The 17566-nt window shown below is 64.2% G+C and carries 19 protein-coding genes; 18 read left to right on the top strand and 1 reads right to left on the bottom strand.

What is annotated here, in order from left to right; all coding sequences use genetic code 11:
* The first annotated feature begins 56 nt into the window (after nucleotides 1-56).
* Genes pstC through phoB form a run of 5 tightly spaced genes read left to right on the top strand, consistent with a single transcriptional unit; the run spans nucleotide 57 to nucleotide 5082 of the window.
* Nucleotides 57-1520 (top strand): phosphate ABC transporter permease subunit PstC, encoded by a 1464-nt coding sequence (gene pstC, locus ACUXVX_RS12910; protein ID WP_446308615.1) that lies wholly within the window; start codon nucleotides 57-59, stop codon nucleotides 1518-1520.
* Complete coding sequence (gene pstA, locus ACUXVX_RS12905) at nucleotides 1520-2842, top strand: phosphate ABC transporter permease PstA (RefSeq protein WP_222469179.1); 1323 nt, start codon at nucleotides 1520-1522, stop codon at nucleotides 2840-2842. Before pstC ends, pstA begins: the two co-directional genes overlap by 1 nt.
* Before the next feature lie 14 nt (nucleotides 2843-2856).
* Nucleotides 2857-3654, top strand: a complete 798-nt coding sequence (gene pstB / locus ACUXVX_RS12900; RefSeq protein ID WP_222469180.1) for a phosphate ABC transporter ATP-binding protein PstB — start codon at nucleotides 2857-2859, stop codon at nucleotides 3652-3654.
* Between the two features lie 4 nt (nucleotides 3655-3658).
* Entirely contained in the window at nucleotides 3659-4381 is a 723-nt protein-coding gene (phoU, locus tag ACUXVX_RS12895) for a phosphate signaling complex protein PhoU (protein WP_222469181.1), read from the top strand.
* 8 nt (nucleotides 4382-4389) lie between these two features.
* Complete coding sequence (gene phoB / locus ACUXVX_RS12890) at nucleotides 4390-5082, top strand: phosphate regulon transcriptional regulator PhoB (RefSeq protein ID WP_222469182.1); 693 nt, start codon at nucleotides 4390-4392, stop codon at nucleotides 5080-5082.
* Between the two features lie 101 nt (nucleotides 5083-5183).
* On the opposite strand, the gene ACUXVX_RS12885 is transcribed toward phoB, so the two are convergent.
* Entirely contained in the window at nucleotides 5184-5393 is a 210-nt protein-coding gene (locus ACUXVX_RS12885; RefSeq protein ID WP_446308614.1) for a hypothetical protein, read from the bottom strand.
* A gap of 271 nt (nucleotides 5394-5664) precedes the next feature.
* On the opposite strand from ACUXVX_RS12885, the gene ACUXVX_RS12880 reads away from it, so the two are divergent.
* From ACUXVX_RS12880 to ACUXVX_RS12820, 13 genes are all read left to right on the top strand, one after another.
* The gene (locus tag ACUXVX_RS12880; RefSeq protein ID WP_446308613.1) at nucleotides 5665-6609 is read left to right on the top strand and encodes an AAA family ATPase; all 945 of its coding nucleotides are present in this window, start codon (nucleotides 5665-5667) and stop codon (nucleotides 6607-6609) included.
* The gene (locus tag ACUXVX_RS12875) at nucleotides 6609-7499 is read left to right on the top strand and encodes a DUF58 domain-containing protein (RefSeq protein ID WP_446308612.1); all 891 of its coding nucleotides are present in this window, start codon (nucleotides 6609-6611) and stop codon (nucleotides 7497-7499) included. The genes ACUXVX_RS12880 and ACUXVX_RS12875 overlap by 1 nt, the downstream gene beginning before the upstream one ends.
* 1 nt (nucleotide 7500) lies before the next feature.
* Entirely contained in the window at nucleotides 7501-7872 is a 372-nt protein-coding gene (locus ACUXVX_RS12870; protein WP_446308611.1) for a hypothetical protein, read from the top strand.
* A gap of 154 nt (nucleotides 7873-8026) precedes the next feature.
* Entirely contained in the window at nucleotides 8027-8812 is a 786-nt protein-coding gene (locus tag ACUXVX_RS12865; RefSeq protein ID WP_446308610.1) for a VWA domain-containing protein, read from the top strand.
* Nucleotides 8809-9699 carry a vWA domain-containing protein gene (locus tag ACUXVX_RS12860; RefSeq protein WP_446308609.1) on the top strand — a complete coding sequence of 297 codons (891 nt, stop codon included), beginning with the start codon at nucleotides 8809-8811 and terminating at the stop codon, nucleotides 9697-9699. The genes ACUXVX_RS12865 and ACUXVX_RS12860 overlap by 4 nt, the downstream gene beginning before the upstream one ends.
* Complete coding sequence (locus ACUXVX_RS12855) at nucleotides 9696-10370, top strand: hypothetical protein (protein WP_446308608.1); 675 nt, start codon at nucleotides 9696-9698, stop codon at nucleotides 10368-10370. The genes ACUXVX_RS12860 and ACUXVX_RS12855 overlap by 4 nt, the downstream gene beginning before the upstream one ends.
* Nucleotides 10367-11518: a hypothetical protein gene (locus ACUXVX_RS12850; RefSeq protein WP_446308607.1), complete on the top strand. Its 1152-nt coding sequence runs from the start codon at nucleotides 10367-10369 to the stop codon at nucleotides 11516-11518. Before ACUXVX_RS12855 ends, ACUXVX_RS12850 begins: the two co-directional genes overlap by 4 nt.
* Before the next feature lie 94 nt (nucleotides 11519-11612).
* The gene (gene gfa, locus ACUXVX_RS12845; RefSeq protein ID WP_261384580.1) at nucleotides 11613-12239 is read left to right on the top strand and encodes an S-(hydroxymethyl)glutathione synthase; all 627 of its coding nucleotides are present in this window, start codon (nucleotides 11613-11615) and stop codon (nucleotides 12237-12239) included.
* A gap of 163 nt (nucleotides 12240-12402) precedes the next feature.
* Nucleotides 12403-13128 (top strand): response regulator, encoded by a 726-nt coding sequence (locus ACUXVX_RS12840; RefSeq protein WP_446308606.1) that lies wholly within the window; start codon nucleotides 12403-12405, stop codon nucleotides 13126-13128.
* A gap of 4 nt (nucleotides 13129-13132) precedes the next feature.
* Nucleotides 13133-14296, top strand: a complete 1164-nt coding sequence (locus ACUXVX_RS12835; protein WP_446308605.1) for an FIST N-terminal domain-containing protein — start codon at nucleotides 13133-13135, stop codon at nucleotides 14294-14296.
* Complete coding sequence (locus tag ACUXVX_RS12830; RefSeq protein ID WP_446308604.1) at nucleotides 14296-16563, top strand: PAS-domain containing protein; 2268 nt, start codon at nucleotides 14296-14298, stop codon at nucleotides 16561-16563. Before ACUXVX_RS12835 ends, ACUXVX_RS12830 begins: the two co-directional genes overlap by 1 nt.
* Nucleotides 16564-16592: 29 nt before the next feature.
* Nucleotides 16593-17219 carry a hypothetical protein gene (locus tag ACUXVX_RS12825; RefSeq protein WP_446308603.1) on the top strand — a complete coding sequence of 209 codons (627 nt, stop codon included), beginning with the start codon at nucleotides 16593-16595 and terminating at the stop codon, nucleotides 17217-17219.
* The gene (locus ACUXVX_RS12820; RefSeq protein WP_446308602.1) at nucleotides 17216-17557 is read left to right on the top strand and encodes a hypothetical protein; all 342 of its coding nucleotides are present in this window, start codon (nucleotides 17216-17218) and stop codon (nucleotides 17555-17557) included. Before ACUXVX_RS12825 ends, ACUXVX_RS12820 begins: the two co-directional genes overlap by 4 nt.
* Nucleotides 17558-17566: the final 9 nt, after the last annotated feature.

The raw sequence follows: 17566 nt of genomic DNA, 5'->3' as shown, positions 1-17566 counted from the left end.
ACCAGTGCCCGCCCCGATGTACCGGGGCACAGACTTCAGACCCCGGGGGACGGCATATGCCGGTTTTGTGGATCTTCCTGATCGTTCTAGGCATTGGCGCTCTGGGCTACGTGGTGTCCCGCCAGCGCGCTTTGGCCTCCGTGGGCAATGACCCGCGCCACTTGCACTCGCTGCCCAGCTACTACGGCTACATGGGCTTTCTGTTTGCCACGGCGCCTGCGCTGCTGGTGCTGATCGTTTGGCTCATCGCCGGGCCGATGGTGATCGAGAAGCGCGTGGCGGCGAACCTGCCGGCGGATGTGGTTGAGCAGGCCACCTCGCAGAACCTGTTGATGGCCGAGGTCCGGCGTGTGGCGAACGGTCTCGACAACGCGGTGGCTATGGGCGTGCTGACGGAAGGCGCAGCCTCCAATGCCCGCGCTGACCTGACGGATATGACCGCCCGCCTCAAGGAAGCCGGTCAGGTGATCACTCAGAACGTGACCGTACCGGTGCTGCGTGCGGCGCAGGAAATGCGCCAGGCCAATCGCACATCGAAGACTTGGATGGCGGTGGCGGTGATCGCACTGGCCATAGCCGGGGCCGCGCTGGCGGTGCTGCGCGCCCAGAAGGACTTTCGTGCCCGTAATGTGGTGGAGCGCGGGGTGCGCTGGATGCTGGTGGGCGCGGCCTCGATTGCCATTCTGACCACCGTGGGCATCGTGCTTTCGCTGTTGTTCAACACCATCGAGTTCTTCCGGATCTACCCGGCGAGTGAGTTCTTCGGCTCGCTCACATGGTCGCCCTCCTTCGGCGGCGGCTCTGAGCTGGGCATCTGGCCGCTGCTCTGGGGCACGCTCTACATTTCGATCATCGCACTGCTGGTGGCGGTGCCGATCGGCCTCTTCGCCGCGATCTACCTAAGCGAGTATGCCTCGCCGCGCCTGCGCTCGGTTGCCAAACCGCTGCTGGAGATCCTCGCCGGTATCCCGACCATCGTGTACGGCCTCTTTGCCCTGCTGACGGTCGGCCCGCTGCTGATCAGCGTCTTTGGGGACAACGGGCTGGGCTGGATGCAGTCGGGCACGGCGGTGATGACGGCCGGTCTGGTCATGGGCATCATGCTGATCCCGTTCGTTTCATCGCTTAGCGACGACATCATCAACGCGGTTCCGCAGGCCATGCGCGATGGCTCCTATGGGCTGGGCGCGACCCAGTCGGAGACGATCCGTCAGGTCGTGCTGCCCGCCGCCTTGCCGGGGATCGTCGGCGCGGTGCTGCTGGCGGCCTCCCGCGCCATCGGTGAAACGATGATCGTCGTGCTGGGGGCAGGGGCCGCGGCCCGGCTCTCGCTCAACCCCTTCGAGGCAATGACGACCGTGACCGCCAAGATCGTGAGCCAGCTCACCGGCGATGCCGACTTCGCCTCGCCCGAGGCCCTCGTGGCCTTCGCTCTGGGGATGACGCTCTTCATCATCACCCTCTGCCTCAATGTCTTCGCGCTCTACATCGTGCGCAAATACCGGGAGCAATACGACTGATGGCCGACGCTACTGCAAACGCCCCCAAGCGCCACGGTTCGCTCACGCAGGTGGACCCGCGTACGCGCCGCCGCAATGCTGCCGAGGCCCGGTTCAAGGCCTATGGCCTTGCCGCCATCGCGCTGGGGATCTTCTTTCTGGTTGTGCTGGCCTTCTCGATCATTCGCTCAGGCGTGCCGGCCTTCACCACCACGGTGGTGAGCCTCGAGATGAACGTCAGCCCGGCCGAGATCGATCAGGCTGAAAGCGGGATGCTGAAGACCGCCGCCTACACCAAACTCTTCATCGCCCAGTTGGGCAGCCAGATGCAGGAGCAGGGTATTGGCGGAGAGGTGGACCCCGATGCCATCGGGCGCATTCTGGGCAAGGTCGGCAACGACCTGCGGGCCTTTTACCAGGCCAACCCCGATGCGGTGGGCGAGCCGGTGGACTTTACGGTGAATGCCTCGAGCCGGGTGGATGGCTACTTCAAAGGCCGTGTGACCCGCGAGGGCCTGGTGGACAGCCGGTTTCTTGTGGCGACCGATCTGGACGTGGTCGATCAGCTGACCGAAGCGGGTATCATCACTCGGCAGTTCGACTGGGGTTTCCTGCTCGGCAAGGATGCGGGGGTGGACAACCCCGGTGGTGCGGGCATCGGGGCCTCCGTGCTCGGCTCGTTCTTCATGATGCTGGTGGTGCTGGTGCTTTCGCTGCCCATCGGCGTGGCGGCTTCGATCTATCTCGAAGAATTCGCGCCGAAGAACCGGTTCACCGATATCATCGAAGTGAACATCTCCAACCTCGCTGCGGTGCCCTCCATCGTCTTCGGGATTCTGGGCCTCGCGGTGTTCATCCAGTTTGCCAGCCTGCCGCAGTCGGCGCCGCTGGTGGGCGGTCTCGTGCTCACGCTGATGACGCTGCCGACGATCATCATCTCGACCCGCGCCAGCCTCAAGGCGGTGCCGCCCTCGATCCGGGATGCGGCCCTCGGGGTGGGCGCGTCGAAGATGCAAGCCGTCTTCCACCACGTGCTGCCGCTTGCTGCACCGGGCATTCTGACCGGGACGATCATCGGCCTCGCCCAGGCGCTTGGTGAGACAGCGCCGCTGCTTTTGATCGGAATGGTGGGCTTTGTGGCCCGCGAATTTCCGACCGGGTTCTGGGACGGGTTCGTGGAGCCGAACTCGGCCATGCCCGCGCAAATCTACACTTGGGCCGCCCGTTCGGACGTGGCCTTCTATGAAAAGGCATGGGGCGGTATCATCGTGCTGCTCGTGTTCCTGCTGATCATGAACGCCATCGCGATCGTGCTGCGGCGGCGCTTTGAGCGGCGCTGGTAAGGGGAGCCCTTGAAATGAATGACATGCGACCGCTGGAGAGAATAGTGGATACCGACAACATCAAGATCTCGGCCAAGGGGTGTCAGGTCTATTACGGCGAAACTCACGCGATCAAGGACGTGGACGTTCAGATCGAAGATAACACCGTGACCGCCTTCATCGGCCCGTCGGGCTGCGGCAAGTCCACTTTTCTTCGCTGCCTGAACCGGATGAACGACACCATCGACATCTGCCGTGTCGAGGGCGAGATCCTGCTGGACGGCGAAAACATCTATGACAAGAAGGTCGACCCGGTGCAGCTGCGCGCCAAGGTGGGCATGGTGTTTCAGAAGCCGAACCCGTTCCCCAAGTCGATTTACGACAATATCGCCTATGGTCCGCGCATTCACGGGCTGGCGAAGTCGAAGGCCGATCTCGACGTGATCGTCGAAAAGTCGCTCCGTCGCGGGGCGATCTGGGACGAGGTGAAGGATCGGCTCGACAAGCCTGGCACCGGCCTTTCCGGTGGCCAGCAACAGCGGCTCTGCATTGCCCGCGCCGTGGCGACTGAGCCTGAGGTTCTGCTTATGGACGAGCCTTGCTCGGCGCTCGACCCGATCGCCACCTCTCAGGTGGAAGAGCTGATTGACGAGCTTCGGACACAGTACTCGGTGGTGATCGTGACCCACTCGATGCAGCAGGCCGCGCGTGTGAGCCAGAAGACGGCCTTCTTCCATCTCGGCAACCTGGTGGAGTTTGGCGAGACCGGCCAGATCTTCACCAACCCGACCGACCCGCGCACCGAATCCTACATCTCCGGCAGAATTGGCTGATCTCATGTCCGCACTTCCCCCGAACGAACAGCATATCGCCTCGGCCTTCGACCGTGATCTCGAAGCCATTCAGGCGATGATCATGAAGATGGGCGGCATGGTTGAGACCGCCATCGTGGAGGCCGCCGCCTCCCTGGATGCACGCGACGAGGAGACCGCCGAGCGCGTCCGCAAGAACGACCAGGCGATTGACGCGTTGGAAGAGCAGGTCGCCGAAGAGGTCGCCCGGCTGATCGCGCTGCGTGCCCCTGTGGGCACCGATCTGCGCACCGCCCTCTCGGTGATGAAGATCTCCGGCAATCTGGAGCGGGTGGGCGACTATGCCAAGAACATGGCAAAGCGGACCGGGGTGCTGGTGCAGCTCGACCCGATTGAAGGCGCTACGACCTCGATCCGGCGGATGTGCCGCGCGGTGGAAGGCATGCTCAAGGATGCCTTGGACGCATACATCCAGCGCGATGCCGAACTGGCCGAAGATGTCCGCAACCGTGATCAGGAAGTGGACCAGATGTACAACGCGCTGTTCCGCGAGTTCCTGACCTACATGATGGAAGACCCGCGCAACATCACCGCCTGCATGCACCTGCACTTCATCGCCAAGAACACCGAGCGCATGGGCGACCATGTGACCTCGATCGCGGAACAGGTGATTTACCTTGTCACCGGCGAGATGCCGGAAGACGCCAGACCCAAGGAGACGGCCCCGGCCTATGAAGTCGGGAGCTGAAGCGAGACATGAGCAGAACCGCGCAACCGCTTGTTCTGGTTGTAGAAGATGAACCTGCCCAGCGCGAGGTTCTGAGCTACAACCTTGAAGCCGAGGGCTTCGATCTGGTCAGCGCCGACAACGGCGAGGATGCCATTTTGCTGGTCGAGGAGGAACGCCCCGACCTGATCGTGCTCGACTGGATGCTGCCTAACCTTTCGGGCATCGAGGTTTGCCGCCGGTTGAAGCTGAAGAACGCGACCCGTGGTATTCCGATCATCATGCTATCGGCGCGGGCCGAAGAGGTCGATCGGGTGCGCGGGCTGGAAACCGGCGCCGACGACTATGTGGTCAAGCCTTACAGTGTCATCGAGCTGATGGCGCGGATCCGCGCTCAGCTGCGCCGGACACGGCCTGCGACGGTCGGGGCGCGGTTGGAGTATGAGGACATCATGCTTGATGCCGAAACGCACAAGGTCGAACGGGCGGGCCGTGAGTTGAAGCTGGGGCCGAAGGAGTTTCGGCTGCTCTCGACCTTCATGGAAAAGCCGGGCCGGGTGTGGAGCCGTGAACAGCTGCTCGACCGCGTCTGGGGTCGGGATATTTACGTGGATACCCGGACGGTCGATGTGCATATCGGCCGGCTTCGCAAGGCACTGGGTGCGCACGGCGGGGATGACCTGCTGCGCACGGTCCGTGGCGCGGGCTACGCGCTGGGGTAGTCGCGGCGCCGTCATTTAGGCTGTTGCTGACATTCACCGCTTGATCCGCCGGTGTGACCTGCCCGCGCTCCTCCCAAAGACGCGGTCAGCCCGACTAGTGCTTAGATGTCGTAGGCACCTTCGCCGGGTTTGAAGGCACGGCACTTCCAGCGGGCGATGGTCCAGTTCGGGTGCTCGTTGATCCATTGGGCGAGCTGGGGCTGTGCCGTCATCATGCAGGACATCGGCGTGCCCTCCTGAAAAAGAAGGCTGCGGTTTTCGCAGTCAGTCGGGCTCGTGGCCAGACAGGTAACAAAGGCGAGTTCGATCATGGGAGGACGCTTTCGATTAAGTCGTTGGTGCTGAAATCGTGGCTGAATGCCCCGATCATACCACGAAAATCCTGAATCAAGCTGAACTTGGGGTTAATTTGGCGCACATAGGCGCGCTCCCGGGCCGCAAATGCCCAAGATGGAGGCGCCTCCCGCACCTCGACGACTTTGTTCTCGCAGCTTTGCTCCTTTGGGCGAACCGAGACTTACGGCTGTGTTCCCGCCCTTCAGGCGACGGCGCTAGACTAAAGGCGCGACATGGGAGGACAGCATGGACAAGGACGCAGGCGGCCGCGGGCTGGCCGCACTCTCTGCGCATCTGGCCGAGGTGCTCATTGGCCATGAGCGGCTGATCGAGCGGTTGCTGACAGGCATTCTCGCTGGAGGGCATCTGTTGGTCGAAGGCGCACCGGGGCTGGCGAAGACGCGCGCGGTGAAGGCTTTGGCCGGGGCTCTGAGCGGGTCTTTCGCCCGTATCCAATGTACACCTGATCTGCTGCCTTCTGATCTCACCGGCACTCCTGTGTTCAGACCCCAGACCGGGGATTTCGAATTCGTGCCGGGCCCGATCTTCCACAATCTCGTGCTGGTAGACGAGATCAACCGTGCCCCGCCGAAGGTGCAGTCGGCCTTGCTGGAGGCGATGGGCGAGGGGCAGGTGACCTCGGGCGACGCGACTCACGCGTTGCCCGACCCGTTCCTCGTGGTCGCCACCCAGAACCCGATCGAGCATGAAGGCACCTTTCCGCTCCCTGAGGCACAACTCGACCGGTTCTTGCTGCATGTTGTGCTGGACCTGCCGGATGCGGTGACCGAGCGGCGCATTCTGGATCTGGTTGAGGCCGAGGGGCAGGATCCAGCCGGAGCTTTGCCGGTCGCCGAGGATGTCCGCGCGGCCCGAAAGGCGGCAATGGCCACCCATCTCAGTGGGCCGATCCGCGACTATATCGTGCGCATCGTCACTGCCACCCGAGCCGCGCCGTTCGCTGAGGAACTTTCGCACCCGGCCAGCCCGCGCGGTTCGCTTGCGTTGGCCGCGGCGGCGAAGGCACGGGCATGGTTGCGTGGCCGTGACCATGTGCTGCCTGAAGATGTCGATACCCTCGCCGAGGATGCCTTGGCGCACCGGCTGGTGCTGACGTGGGCCGCGCAGTCAGAGGGGCGATGCGCGCGAGGGCTTGTGGCCGACGTGCTGGCCGCCACCGAACCGCTGTGATGGGGGCGATGGAACCCGTGCTCGACATTACCGGCGTTGCGCTTGATGCCGAGCGGTTGATCGCCCTGCGCGACATGGCGGTGGAACGGGAGGTTACAGCCCCGCCCGCAGCGATGCCCGGCGGGTTCCTGAGCAAGCGGCGTGGTTCGGGGCAGGAGATAGCCGACACGCGGGAATACGTGGCGGGGGACGACATTCGCCATCTCGACCGGGGCAGCACCGCCCGGACCGGCGTGTTGCACATCAGGCGGTTTCAGGAAGAGCGTGACAGGGTCACGTTCTTGGTGCTCGATTTGCGGCCCTCGATGCTCTGGGGCACAGGCCGCGCGTTTCGATCTGTCGCGGCGGCCGAAGCTCTGGCTCTGATCGGCTGGCGGGCGGTCGAGGAGGGCGGCCGTGTGGGGCTGATGACGCTTGGCGCGGGTGGGCCCGAGATTGTAGGCGCTCGTGGGCGCACGCGCGGCATGCTCTCGGTGATCGGCGGGATGGTTCGCGCGCATAATGCGGCGCTGACGACTGCATTGGAGAAGGCCAGCGCGGAGCCGGATCTCGCAGGGTTGCTCAGGCCGCTGGAGCGAATTGCACCACGTGGTGCCGAACTGATGCTGGCGAGCGGCTTCGACGTGCCGGGTGCCGACCTTGGAGAGCGTCTGGGGGCACTGGCCCAAAAGCGGCACCCTTTCTTGCTTGAGGTGCACGATCGTGGGCCGGGTGGTCTGCCGGAGGGGCAATACCCTGTGCGGGTTCAAGGTGGCGCGGTGCGAATGCTGCGTGTGTCTGGCGCAGGACCGGGAGAGGCGGCGCCCCGCGGCTTTCCAGCGATGGTGATTGAGGCCGCGGCGCCGGTGCAGGAGACCGCGCGGCGGCTACACGCGATCTGGGGGCGATGATATGGCCGAAGGACAAGCGCTGACGGAAGAGGCGGTGCAGGCGGGGCTGGTGGAGATCCGGCTCCCAGCAGATGCGCCGGGCGGCTTGATCGCCGAACTTGCAGCGGGGGCCGGGATGGGGCTTGGGCTGGCTCTGTGTATCGCTTTGCTCCTGCGCCCGGTGTTGAGCGGGCGTGAGCGACCACCGGCACCAGCGAGCTTTCCCCAGCGCCTCGCGGCGGCGGAGGCCTTGCCGGAGGAGCAGCGGGAAATTGCATTGCTGACGCTGTGGCGAGAGGCCGACCCGAGCGGCTATGGGGCGCAGCGCAGTCAGATCTATGCACGCGGCGGGGTGCCGGAGGGCCTTGAACGCAGGCTCGGGGCCGATGCCTGAGTTCGCCCAGCCGTGGTGGTTTTTGCTCTTGCCGCTTCCGGTGCTCGCGTGGGCGCTTCTGCCTGTGGCCCGAGGCTCGGGCGCAGCGTTGCGCGTACCCGAGCGAGTCGCAGCGGGGTTTGAGCAGCCCGGTTTGCAGGGAGGCCGAACAGCTGTGCCTTGGCTGGCGGCACTGGCTTGGGCGCTGCTCGTCGTTGCCTTGGCGGGACCTCGGGTGCTGGCGCCTGTTTCCGCGTTGAGGGTAACGGGCCGCGACCTAGCGATTGCCATCGATCTTTCCGGCTCGATGGTACGGGAGGACTTCTTCCTCGACGGCGCAGCGATCACGCGGCTCGAGGCGGTGCAGCGGGTGGGCGCAGAGTTTGCACGGCGGCGGGCAGGGGACCGGGTCGCGCTGATTTTCTTTGGTTCCGAGGCCTATTACGCGGCGCCCTTCACCTTTGATACCGAAGCCGTCGCGCGGCGGATCGAGCAGGCCGAAATCGGGATCTCTGGGCGGGCGACCAACATGGCGGATGCGCTGGGACTGGCGTTGAAACGCATGGCGGCCAGCGATGCCGCGACCAAGGTGGTGATCCTGCTCTCGGACGGGGTCAACAACGCGGGCGCCACAAACCCACGGGGCGTAGCGGCTCTGGCGGCGGATATGGGCGTGCGGGTGCATACGATCGCCATTGGTCCGCGCGATTTGGCTGAGGCCGATGAAGGGGAGCGCGGGGTGGTGGACGCCGCCACCTTGGGTGCGGTCGCCGACCTGAGCGGCGGTGAGACATTTCGGGTGCGTTCCACTGAAGACCTCTTGGCGGTGGGTGAGGCGCTGGACCGGCTGGAGGCCACGGCGAGCGATGGCTTGTCGGCGGAGGTTTGGCGCGAGTTCTGGGTCTGGCCGGCGGGGCTGGCACTGTTGCTCTGCCTCGGGCTGGCGTGGAGGCGGGCGTGAGTGGGCTGGTACTCCTCCGCCCGTGGTGGCTATTGGCTTTGCCGTTTGTGGCGGCACTTGCGGTGCTGCTCTGGCGCCGACGGGCGCGGCTCGGAGACTGGGAGCGGGTTGTGCGCCCCGAGATGATGGCTGCGCTCCGGCGGCTTGGGCATGTGGAGGCAGGGCGGCAGGGTGTGCAGGGCTTGGGTGCGCTGACTGCTGCCGGGCTGGTGGTGTTGGCTCTGACCGGTCCCGCGACCACGCGGCGCGAGGCGGCGGCGTTTCGGAATCTCGACGGGGTGATCCTCGTGCTCGATGCCTCGCCTTCGATGACCGAAGCGGACGGATGGAGCCAGATGCTGACCGCTGGCCGTGCCGCGATGGCGGGTTTGGGGGCAAGGCCCGCCGCTCTGGTGGTGGTCGCGGGCGATGCCTATCACGCAGCTGATCTGACCAGTGATCACCGCGAGTTGGCCCAGACGTGGCAACTGGTCGACGGCGCCACGGTGCCCGACAGGGGCTCAAGGCCGTGGCTCGGATTGGCGCGTGCGGCAGACGTGCTGGAGGAGGCACGCCTGGTCAGCGCGGATGTTGTGCTCTTTACCGATGGCGGTGGGCTGGGGCCGGAGACACTAGAGTGGGCTGCAAAGCTGGAGGCCGTGGGGACCCGGCTTTCAGTTGTCGCTCCACGGGGCGTGGAGCCTGCGGAGGTACTCGCACGGGCCGGCGGAGGGCAAACATTTACACCGCTCGACGGTGTCGCGCTGGCCGGGTTCTTGGCCGAAGGCGGGCGGGCGCGATTGGAACGGGCTGACTACCCGCTTTTGTTTCTTGCCGATCACGGGCGGCTGATGTTGCTGGCCGCTCTTGTGCCGCTTCTGCTTCTTTTTCGGCGGAGGCAATCATGAAGGTGCTGGCGCTCATCGCGAGCTGCTTTGTGGCAGTCGCGCTGTTGATGGGGGGCACAGCGCCATTTGGCAGGGTACTGCTGGATTCCGGGATCTCGGTGCCGACGCTCTTTTCTGATCCGGGGTGGCGAGGTGTGGCGCTGTATCGGGCCGGGCATTTCGAGGCTGCGGCAGTTGCTTTTGCCCGAGCGGGGCAGCCGTTCAACCAAGGCAACGCGCTCGCGCGGGCGGGCCAGTACGCCGAGGCACTCGAGGCCTATGACCTCGCGCGGACGGGCGGCGACGGGGCGGCCGGTGCCAATTTCGACCTTGTGGCGGCCTTCTATGCGGGCTTGGCGCTGGAAGCGGGGTCAGTCGTTGAATGGTTCTCCGAGCGCGACCTGCGCGGCCCGTTGGAAGAGAGCTTTGAAGCGCGCGGAAATGCGCGGGCGGCAGGGCAGGGCACGGAGGTGACCAACGTGGGCGCGCTCATTGGTCTGCCTGAAATCGTAAGCGGGGGCGCGCGGGAAGTTCGCAAGGTGTTCGACGACAAGTTTATCACAGCCGATGAGCGTTGGCTGGAAACGCTGGAGGATGTGCCGGGCGCCTTCATGGCCGCACGGATCCGCCATGAGGCCAAACGGCGCTTGCAGGCGGGCGAAGGGCAGCCAGAGGCGGAGGATCCGCAATGAAGGCGCTGGTTGCATGGCTGATGCTGGCGGGGGCTGCGCTTGCGCAGTCGAGCGAAGTGCGGCCCGGCGAGATCGACCTGACCGTAACGGTGGAGGACGCGGGTGCCATGCCATTCGCGGGCGAGATGGTACTGGTGACAATCCACGGGGTATATCGAAGGCACATTGCGCGGGAGAGCCTGGTGCAGCCGGAGCTTGAAGGATTTGCATGGATGCAGCTCGGGCAGGACTATTGGTACGAAACGCGCGAGCGCGGGCAACCGGTAAAGAACTTTCGCCGCCGTATGGCGCTGTTCCCGGAGCGGGATGGGCAGTTGGAGATCGGATCGTTCACCCATCATCTGACTTTGATCGACGCGGAGGACGACTGGTTTGACCATGACCTGCGCTCGTCGCCTGTGCCGCTGGATGTCGCTCCGGCCCCTAAGAGCGACTGGTGGTTCCCGGCCAGGAGGTTGGAGGTATCTGATAGCTGGTCCAATGCGCCGGATCAGTTGGCACAGGGAGAGGGCGTGCTGCGCATTGTGCGGGTTGCGGCAACGGGCGCCGCGCCGCAGATGATCCCGCCGATGCCGGAGTTGCGCTCGCCCAGCGGGCTTGTCTTTGCGCACCCGGAGAAGCGGCTTGTGGAGCTTTCGCCGGAGGGGCCTGTCTCGGTCGCCTTCTGGCGGTGGACGATCCAGCCCGGCAACGGGGTGTCGGCCATCACCGAGCCGATGGAGTTCGAGTGGTATGACACGGTGGCCAGAGAGCCCCGACGGGTGCGGATCGGGGCGCAGCGCGTGGCTTACACGGAGCCGTTGGTGCCGACGCCCGCGATTGCCGTTGCCGGTGCGAACCGAGGCCGAAGCTCCTTGGCGGCGGCAGCCGTTGGCGTCGTGGCCGGGTTGGCCGTGCTGCTGTGGGGGCAGAAGCTGGGCCGCCCTCGATTTGCCGACCCGCTGCGCTGGCGGATTCGCCACGCAGCACGTCGGGGCGATGTGACCGCGCTCCGCCGGGCCGGGGCTGCATTGGTCCGCCGCGATGGGCGCGGGCAGGGTGCCTTGGCGCGGCTGGATGACGCTGTTTTCGGCAGGGTCGCCGGCGCGCCTGATCTCAAGGCCATCGCAAGGGCCTTGCTGGCACGAAGGACCGATACTCTTGGCTAAATTGTCAGAGTGCCGCTCGAGCGGCACGATGACCTGACATTGCGTTGGGTGCGACAGGTGCACACCGGCAAACCCTAGCGGGGGAGGGAAGCCCATGAGTCTGTGGTCCAGACTATTCGGCGGCAAGGAGGAGGAGCCTGCCATGACCCAAGTGACGATACATCCTGCGGTGGACGGGGGTGTCAGGCCCGGCAGCGCGAGTTTCTCCGGTGGCACGATCAAGTGCCTTTGTGCCAGTGATCCGGTGGTTGTCGAGATCGGCGGCCAGACGGCGCACAACCATGTGTGCGGCTGCACCAAGTGCTGGAAGCCCGATGGCGCCGTGTTCAGCCAGATCGCGGTTGTCGGCCGTGATGCCGTCACGGTGCGGTCAGGGGCGAACAAGCTCTCGGTCGTCGACCCGAGTGCCGCGATCCAGCGGCATGCCTGCTCGGGCTGCGGCGCGCACATGTATGGCCGCATCGAGGATACCGGCCACCCGTTCCACGGGCTGGACTTTGTGCACACCGAGTTGAGCGATCAAGATGGCTGGTCAGCGCCTGAGTTCGCTGCCTTCTGCTCTTCGATCATCGAGAGCGGGGTGAACCCGGATCGGATGGACGGCATCCGCTCACGGCTCAGGGAGTTGGGGCTGGAGCCATATGACTGCCTTTCACCGCCACTGATGGACGCGATTGCGACCCATGTGGCGAAGTCAAAAGGCGTGCTCGCCGACGCCTGACAGGGGCGGGTTGACAGCGGCAGAAACCGGAGGCGGGCGTGGGCCCGGCTCCGGGCGTATTCTTGCACCCTGCGGCGGAATCTCGCCTAGGGATTCAACTGCTGCGACAGAGTTGCACAGGTGAAATCTTTCCTGCTAGCCTCCCGTGAGGGAGGACGAAATCATGAAACATGAGGCGCTTGAGCGACGACCATGCGAGGTCGGCTCGGTGTTGGTGGTCGATGATCACCCGCTTTATGGCGCGGCGCTGGAGCAAGCGTTGCGCCATGTGTTCGATGGCTGTGAGATCGTGACGGCCACCACGCTGCATGACGGGCTTCAGGCCCTCGGCAAGGGCTTTCGGCCAGACATGGTGCTGCTCGATCTCAAGTTGCCGGATGTGACTGGCATTAGCGGTTGCCTGCGGCTGAGAGAAGAACTGCCGGATGTTCCGGTTGTGGTGATCTCTTCGCTTACCAGTGACGAGGTGATTGAGGCGGTGATGGATGCCGGTGCCGCGGGTTTCGTGCCGAAAGATGCGCCAATGGCAGACATTCGCGCCGCCCTCTGCGAGGTGCGCAGCGGGCTGACCTATCTGCCGAAGGGCTTCAGTCGGGTGCGGCATGCACCGCAAAAGCAGAAGCTGCGGGATAAGCAGGACGTGGCGCGCAAGATCGCCGAACTCACCCCACAGCAGACCCGCATTATGAAACTCATCTGCGTGGGCAAGCCCAACAAGCAGATCGCCTACGAGATGGACCTCGCGGAAGCCACGGTCAAAGCCCATATCACCGCGCTGTTGCGCCGGCTTGGCGTTCAGAACCGTACCCAGGCCGCTGTGCTAGTGGAAAGCGCGAGCCTCGATGCGGCGGCAGAGCAGAGCGACACCCAGGCTTTTCTGAGCAACTGAAGTGGTGAACGGAAATTCAGGCGGAGAGACGGAGGCACTAGTCGGTGTCGCCGTTTCCCACGCGGTAGCGGCAGAAGCGGCCGTCGCGGAGGTGGCTGCCGCATTAGCTCATCAGGATGCCTGCTTCACTTTGCTCTTCGTTCCGGAGGCACTCGACCTGGTCGAAGTTGAGAAAGGGGTGGCGGCGCATCTCGGCGGCTGCCTTGTTTTCGGCTGCACAACCGCCGGGCAGATCACCCCGGAAGGTTACGAGAATGACGCCCTGCTGGCGCTCTCTTTCCCACGCAGCCATTTCCGCTGCGCATCCCAACTGATCGCGCCGCTCAAACCGCTCTCGATCCAGCGCATCACTGCCGATGCGCGCGCGCTCGATGCACGTTTCCAGAAGACGGCGCACTGGAACCGACTGGCGCTGACCATCAGCGACGGTCTCTCGAAGCAGGAGGATATGCTTGTGGCCGCGCTGGAGGCGGGGCTGGATGACATGCCTATCTTTGGGGGATCCGCTGCGAACGGATTGACCTTTCAACGAACCTCCGTGCTTCACGGCGGCAAGTTCCATACCAACGCCGCGCTCCTGCTGATCTTGGAGACCGATCTCGAGTTTTCGGGCATTGGCTTCGACCACTTCCTGCCGACCGGGCATCAGATGGTGGTGACGGGCGCGGAGCCGGAAGAACGGGTGGTCTATGAGATCAACGGCGCGCCGGCGGCCGATGAATATGCGCGGCTCGTCGGCGTTCCGCGCGAGCAGCTTTCCCCGCAGGTCTTTGCAGAAAATCCGGTGCTGGTGCGTAACTCTGCGCTCTACCACGTGCGTGCCATTCAAGAGGTTCAGGAGGGCGGTGCACTTTCGTTCCTCAGTGCCATTGACGAAGGCTTGTTGCTGACACTCGGGAAAGGTCAGGAGATTGTGCAGACCATGGCGCAGGAGCTCGATCTGCGTGACGGGCGCGGGCGCGCACCAGAATTCATCCTCGGGTTCGACTGTGTGCTCAGGCGCATCGAGATCGACCACAAGCAACTCACGCGGCAAGCGTCGGAGGTGCTGAAGGAACGGCGAGTGCTTGGCTTCAACACATACGGCGAGCAGCACTGCGGCGTGCACGTGAACCAGACCTTCGTGGGTGTGGCCTTCTTTGAACCCAAGGAGCGCTCGTTGCACTGATGATCGATCCCGACGATCCCCTTGAGGTGCAGGTCGAGAAGCAGGCCAAGATCATTGCTGCGCTGGTGCGGCGAGCAGGGCGACAGAACGAGGTGGGCAGCCAAGCCTATTCGGCCTTTCAATCGGCCATCGCACTCCAAGGTCAAGTCTGGGCCAAGACCCGCGATCTGGAGCGCGCCTCGAGCGAGCTGAGCCAACTGCGGCATGACAGGGAGCGAAGCCAGAAGAACCTGACGGACGCGCTTTCTGTCATGGAGGGGGGCTTTGCGCTCTTCGAGGAGGGGCGTCTGCGGATTTGCAACGAGCTCTTCCGAACGCTCCTGCCGGACATTTCGGGGCGGATCCTACCGGGGCTGAAACTGGCTGACTATTTCGACGCGATGGAGCATTCGGCACATCTTGAGCCGGACGACGAGCAAGTGGCGCCGCCTCTCCGCACCCGGCGAGAAGCAGAGGCGGCCACGGCGCTTTCGTCTTTCGTGATCGCGCTGAAAGGCGACCGGTGGTTCCAGATCAGCCAGCAGGGAACGGGCGGCGAGACGGTAATCGTGCTCCAGACCGAGATCACGGACATCGTCCGCAAAAACCGCTCTGAAAAGGCGCAGCTGATCGACCTGCACGCCCACTACCTACAGGCCGCCATCGATCACATGAGCCTCGGGCTCTGCACGGTCAGCGCCGAAGGCACGGTGACGCTCCACAACGATAGGTTCCGTGAGTTGCTCGGGCTACCTTACACCCTTGTGCAGCAGGGAACCCTGTTTACCGAGGTGGTCGAGTTCATTCGCGCCAACTACCTGATCGATAGTGAAAATCTTGCACTCTTCGATGGCTGGATGGAGCGCACGGGCAAGGATGGCCGCCTTCGGCAGACGCTGCGCCATGCCAGCGGCCGGGTGTTGGACATGCACACACATGCGCTGCCGGACATGGGCTTTCTGGTCGATATTAAAGATGTGACGCTGGAGTACCGCGCCACCGAATTGCTGGAAAAGCGTGTCAGCGAGCGCACCGCCGAACTGACCCACGCCAACGCCCGGCTGACCGCGCAATTCGAAGAGCTGGCGCGGGTGCAGGAGGCACTCAAAGTTGCTAAGGAAGAGGCGGAGGCGGCCAACAGCTCCAAGACCCGCTTCCTCGCAGCGGCGTCACACGACCTTTTGCAACCGATCAACGCGGCCAAACTGCTGATCTCGACGCTCTTTGACATGAGCCGCGAGACCCAGATGGCCGAGACGGTGGAGCGGCTCGAAGGGGCTTTTGCCTCGATGGAGCAACTCCTGCACGCGCTGCTCGATATCTCGCGGCTCGAAAGCTCCACCGGGCAGCTCAACCCGACCGATGTTTCATTGGCGCAAGTGATGCAAACGGTCATCCAGGACCAGCAGGCCTTTGCGGCGCGCAAGGGAGTCCGGCTGAGTGTGGTGCCAAGCGGCCTTTGGGTGCGCTCCGACCAGCGCTATCTTTTTCGCTCAATACAGAACCTCGTGGTCAACGCGATCCAATACACCGAGAGCGGGCGCGTGCTTGTGGGGTGCAGGCGCAGGCCGGGCGGGCGGGTCGAGCTTCAGGTCTGGGATACTGGCATCGGGATCAGCCGAAAGGATCAGCGGCGGATCTTCGAGGAGTTCACTCGGGCGGACAATGTACCGGCCGGTAGCGGCATGGGGCTGGGCCTCTCGATCGTGGACCGAACCTGTCGGCATCTGGGGCACCAAGTTAGCGTGCGCTCGAAACCCGGTGTCGGGTCTGTCTTCTCGATCGAGATGGAAGCGGTCGAGGCCCAGGCGCCGCTGGGTGAGGCGGCGATGAGCCCCGGCGCAGGGGACTTTCCGGAGATGGACCTGATCGTGTTGGTGGTGGAGAATGATGCCGCGGTGCTCGATGCAACGACCCGCAAACTGGAGCGCTGGGGCGCCTCTGTGTTGGGAGCGCGCAGCACGAATGAAGCGCTCGCAATGGTGGCAGAGCTTGGCTTGCCGCCGGACATAATCCTTGCCGATTACCAGCTCGACGGGTCGGACCTTGGCACCACGGCGATCTGTGCCGTCCGCGAGGCGACGGAAACCCATGTGCCCGCGATCATGATTACCGCCAACCGTTCTCCCGAACTGGCTCTTGCCGGTGCGGAGGAGGACTTCACGGTAATGACCAAACCAGTTGAACTCTCACGCCTCCGGCCGTTGATGCACTGGAAGGTTCGCGCAGGTGCAGGGGCGCCGCCATCGGCACCGACAAAAGTATCCGGTGACGCGGCGCTGCCGTGAGTTAGGCTCGGAGCCGGGAGGAGACTATGATGATCAAGGCAGTATCAGCCCTTGCCGGGCTTCTCATGGCATGCGCCAGCGTGGCAACGGCGGCGGACCCGACCGATACAGCTGCCTATGATCTGCTCTTCAAACAGGGCACCCTCGACGCAATCGAAAAAGGGAGCGTGCTGAACTACAGCCGTGATGTGACGAACACGCTCGTTCCCGCAGCAGCCCAGCGCGATACAGGTACGATCGAGATGACACTGGCGGGGGGCACGCCGCCCGAGGCGCTCTTGCAGTTTCGTCAAGATGACAAGCACCGCGCTCTTGGTTCCTTTCCGGCTAGCGTGGGCAACCCTGTCATCATGTATTTCGTCGAAACCGTCGTGCGAGACATGGCTGAGAGCGCCGGCGGCAGCCCGTTCTACATTCGCAACCGCGTCAAGGAGGCACTGATTTCGCCCGCGGACATCACTGAATCGGATGGCGATGTGACCGTGGTTATAAGGCCCTTCGAAGGTGACCCAAACGCCGCTAGGATGAATGGCTTTGGTGCATTGAAACTGACCGTTGTCATGTCGGAAGAGGTGCCCGGCTGGTATCGAAGCCTTTCGGCAGAGGCGGGTGAGGCCTACGGGTCGGTTATGGTGTTTGAAGGTGTGGTCGAATGAGGTGGTTTGCTTGCCTCCTGCTCGTAGCCATGCCGGTGCAAGCCCAGAGCGTGGCGGATCGGCTGAATGATTACCCCACAGCGGCTCGGGCGGATTACGTGTTTGCCTGCATGCAGACCAATGGCCTTAGCCGCGAGACGCTGGACCGCTGCGCCTGCTCGATTGATGTGATCGCGTCGATCTTGCCCTATGACAAGTATGTCGAGGCCGAGACCGTTCTTTCGATGCGTCAAGTGGGCGGCGAGCGTATGGCGATATTCCGGAGTGCAGCCAGCGCTGAGGCTTTCGTGGCCGAACTCCGCCGCGCGCAGGCCGAGGCGGAGATCTTGTGCTTCTGAGCGCGCCCG

The organism is Vannielia sp. SX4 (genome assembly GCF_052828525.1).
The sequence above is the reverse complement of the archived record's forward strand: the minus strand, read 5'-3'. Positions and strand labels throughout refer to the sequence as shown.